The 3,881-nt window shown below is 48.2% G+C and carries 5 protein-coding genes and 1 pseudogene; all 6 read right to left on the bottom strand.

The genetic code is table 11. The features are described from left to right. Window positions 1-53: 53 nt before the first annotated feature. Window positions 54-482, bottom strand: a complete 429-nt coding sequence (locus D8Y22_RS15190; protein ID WP_141465549.1) for a hypothetical protein — start codon at window positions 480-482, stop codon at window positions 54-56. 54 nt (window positions 483-536) lie between these two features. Beyond that, the gene (locus D8Y22_RS22905) at window positions 537-1,247 is read right to left on the bottom strand and encodes a hypothetical protein (RefSeq protein ID WP_141465548.1); all 711 of its coding nucleotides are present in this window, start codon (window positions 1,245-1,247) and stop codon (window positions 537-539) included. A 22-nt stretch (window positions 1,248-1,269) separates the two neighbouring features. After that, a complete protein-coding gene (locus D8Y22_RS15180; protein ID WP_141465547.1) occupies window positions 1,270-1,743 on the bottom strand; it encodes an EVE domain-containing protein in 474 nt (157 codons plus the stop codon). Between the two features lie 11 nt (window positions 1,744-1,754). Further along, window positions 1,755-2,300: a hypothetical protein gene (locus tag D8Y22_RS15175; RefSeq protein ID WP_246084461.1), complete on the bottom strand. Its 546-nt coding sequence runs from the start codon at window positions 2,298-2,300 to the stop codon at window positions 1,755-1,757. 60 nt (window positions 2,301-2,360) lie between these two features. Continuing rightward, window positions 2,361-2,561, bottom strand: a pseudogene (locus tag D8Y22_RS22900) (HNH endonuclease); the annotation flags it as partial. 399 nt (window positions 2,562-2,960) lie between these two features. Continuing rightward, window positions 2,961-3,605 carry a hypothetical protein gene (locus tag D8Y22_RS15170; RefSeq protein ID WP_141465545.1) on the bottom strand — a complete coding sequence of 215 codons (645 nt, stop codon included), beginning with the start codon at window positions 3,603-3,605 and terminating at the stop codon, window positions 2,961-2,963. Between the last annotated feature and the right edge of the window lie 276 nt (window positions 3,606-3,881).

Here is a 3,881-nt window from a genome sequence, read left to right as displayed (position 1 = left end):
AGAGTCGTATCCGATGTCTGCTGCCTGTTCATATCGCGTCCGTTGAACGCTTTCTACGAGAGAGTACCGAAATCAGCTCGGGCTAAACACATACCTCTCTCGAAAAGGAACTCAACGAACGCTTCCAGGTTCTCCTCGGGGTCTTCGTCCGCATTCAGCGACACTTCCTCACCAGCAAATGCAATACCGGTGTGTTGCTCAACTTCACTCCAGAACTCATCCGTTCGTGATTCCTCTACCTGATCGATGGTTCGATCAAGCCGTGTCACCTCGAACTCAAGTTTTTCGAGCTTTTCATTGTCTTCACCTCTCACAGGCCAGATCCCTGTGACCTCCATAGTGAGATTGTTGATCGGAAAGTTATCCCATTCAAGTTCGTCAACTGTCACGTACTTCTTCTCCCTCGAAAGTGGCGTCTGGCGTTCTTCCTTCACGACAATCCCATCGCTCGTGAAAACGACAATATGTTTTTCGGATGCCATACTCTCCTCTCACGATTCCCTCGGTAAAGAATGCAACATGGCTACAGATACCTATCACCGACCCATTATTCCAATGTAGTACTGAATTCCTGTTAGTATATCGGAGAGTGGGTCACGGAGTTCTCGTTCCCAGTCGTTTGGCTCAACAACGACGGTGAACTCAAATCCGAGTGTAGCGTCGTCAGTACCAACGCTGACGGTACGGGGTCGGACACCGAAGAACCGGGCCCCGGAGGAGTTGCGGGTGTTTAACCAGTCGAGAACGGATCGATGTTCGTCCCGAAATCCTTCAGCAACCCAGACGACGAATTCGGCGTCGATACCGGCGGCATACGTTAGCAACTTACCGAGATGGTCGTGGTCAGTTGATCCGAACTGGTTCTCGATTACCACTGGAGCCCTCGTTGTGGGTTCTGTCCCGGCAAGATCGGCAGTGTAGTCTCCAACTACGGTTTCTCTATTGACATCGTCGATCTTGATGCCGATCAGCGATGCGAGTTGATCAACGTTTTCGAGGAGCCACGGCGTAAAATCCTGCTCTTCGTGCTCCCAGACCTCCCGCAGCGGGACTTCATTGATCTTCTTGGGGTCGGGGATTTCAAACGTTATCTCTGGGTTGGAGCGTGAGACGGCTGCAGAGACGCGTTTTGCTTCCTCCAGTATGGTGATGCCTTCGCTTTCGACACCGGTGACTGTACACCAGGTGCGCGATCGGGTGACGCCAACGAAAGCCTCGTTGACCCTCAGGCCTCTTGTAGAATCCACTGAGATTGTTTCAGCTGAGCGATTACTGCGAGAGTTTCTGTAGCACTTCGTCGATAGTGTTGTATCGACTGTCAACAACGCGATGACTACTCTGGGGATAGGAACTGTACCCGAGTATCGTTTCGATTTCTTTGACTGTCTTTCTTATCGGTTGGAAATCGGTAACAGTGTATGCGAGTGTCGCAACTGAAGTTTTGAAGAAAGTCTCCGCCTGTGTTTCGGTTAGTCGATGTTTCTCACCGACCCTACCTACGCCTACGTACAATTGTTCATCATCGGCAATTCCTCGCTTGACTTTGTAGAACAGTAGGCCGTCACCTGGTTTCATCGAGTCATAGAGCTTCTGCCCCTTCTCATTGCTTTTTTGCGCCCAAAGTCGAGCGCCCTGTTGGGTAGAGAAATTGGCTTTGTCGAAGAGTGTATCAGTGGGTGGAGATGCGAGTAATTGTCCGTAATTCGGTTCGTCTACCGTGATTCTGAATAGGTTTTGTGTCATGATGAATTAAGTTAGTTTTTAATTTCCGGAACATCTCGTGATTTGGATTGTTCTCTCGCTTGCCTTTTCCACTCGAATAATGGTAGAACAGACCCGACATCAGACTCGTTACCACTCGTCATAATCCATTCAGAACGCAATATTCTCTTTCTTAACTTAGTTCCACAGGAGTTGCATTTGAAGAACTTTATAAATAAAATCGAGTTGAGTGTTACTGCAGCACTCTTTCCGCAGGTTGGGCAGGAACCGAAGATATCAGTTGCTTGTGCCCGACTATGCATCCTACCTCGAATTCTGTATCGTTTGATCTCTTGAATAGTTCCTGCAGTTGTCGGCTCTATTTGTTCAGCATTTTCGACACGAACTAATTCGAGATATTGCCGTGCACCATCCTGTGTGATTCTCTCATCGTACATTGCTCCACATGAAGAGCACTGGAGAACTTTAGCTTCCTCTCTGGCAGTTATTTGTTCCCATCGAACTGTGAGATTAGCTTCAGTACAGTTGGGGCATCCCCCATAGAACTCGTTCAGTTCCTCATCAGCTGATTTATACATTCGACTCCAGAACCCTTTCTGAGGCCGGTGAGTCGTTGCTCCCATCCAACTGTGCCGTTTACCGTGACAGTCCTTGCAAAGCGTTGTGAGATTCTTGAGTTTGTGACTCCCACCCTTGCTTTTCGGGACAATATGATGAGCATGAAGCTCACTATCACCCCTGGAACCGCCTTTTTCCCCACAGTCTTGACACGTGTAGTTGTCCCTTTGATAGATCTTCTTTCGCCGTTGGTTCCAGTCACTGGGATAACCAGCACCCATTAGAGCTCACCCTCTTGTTTTGGGTCGTCCTCACACCACGGGCAACTTCGATCGTCCCTGGACGGTTTGTATTCTAAGTTGCACGTATCACATACGACGAGGTGATCAGCGGTATATGAGGTATACTCACTGCACAACACCGTGATTATTTTGTCATCTTTCACCACTAGAATTGTTCTACTTGGTGGATGGAGCTTGGAAGTCCCACTATAGGAGATCCCTCCAACGTGGTAGCCATGCAGCCATGCCTCAGTGAGACTGTGTGCGGTTCCGCGCTGAAGCCATCTGAGCTTCGCATGGTCTGTACCTGTTGGTAGATGAGCCCAATCTTCGGGCTGTATGTCACGCCCAAGATCATCGGTTCCCTCCTGGATTGTATTCGGTACAGACATCGACACTCTAATTGTCTTCCTCAAGTTTTTGTTTCGCAGAGGAGATCCGTCCATTAATTGCCTGCCGGCTAACACCTCTTATTTCAGCCCAGTCTGACTGAGTCATTTGCGAGAGACCCCTAGGTGACTCTTCCATCATCCAGTAGTCTATTGTGTCCGCACTCGATCCAAGATGATCTGTTAAAGATATAAGTTCTGCACGAGCAACTAGCCGTCCGATATCGAGTGGAGAGATATTATCGATTCCTTCCTCACCATGGTTAAGGAACGTGTCGATCACTTGTCTTTCTGACCCGTCATTGATGATAGAACCTTCAATAACGCACATACCATTCGCCTGATATCCAACATCAATTTTTGACCGTACATTTTCAGCAATATTTTGTTCTACGGTTATTGCTCTTGCAGCCTCCCATGGTTCGGCTTCGGTTCCCGTCTGCGGGTTTGTGATTTGTGGTGTACCATGTTCCCTCAATACACTAATCATTTCTTCCAATTTTTCCCTATAGCGATCGTCCTCCTCGAGAATCAGATGTCCCTCCTCGTCTGTTGGACACCCAAACGATGCAGGTACACTTCCAACGTCGAATAGCTCTACAGTGATCTCCCCCATTTCACGAATAGCCCTCAATTGCCTCTGGATCGAATCCATGAGTTGACTTTATAATTCTAATATATAAAACTTTTTGCAGTTCAGTAAATAATGTATTTACATCATATGTGACAGCATTTCTGAAATTGTGCGAGGGACGAGACACAAGAGCTACCGACCTCGAAACCACTCGTGTTGACACCAGAGGTGACTGATGTTCGTCCTCGCATTCGATCGTGACTAGTGCCGCTTCAATCGTGATTTGCTGGATATAGCTGGCGGAGTTTGATGCGTGCATCGTCTGTCGTGAACTGCCAGTCGATAGCAGAGTCATCG

The sequence above is a fragment of the Salinadaptatus halalkaliphilus genome (genome assembly GCF_006543045.1).
GTDB classification, from domain to species: Archaea; Halobacteriota; Halobacteria; order Halobacteriales; family Natrialbaceae; genus Salinadaptatus; species Salinadaptatus halalkaliphilus.
This window is presented reverse-complemented; position numbering and strand designations above follow the sequence as displayed.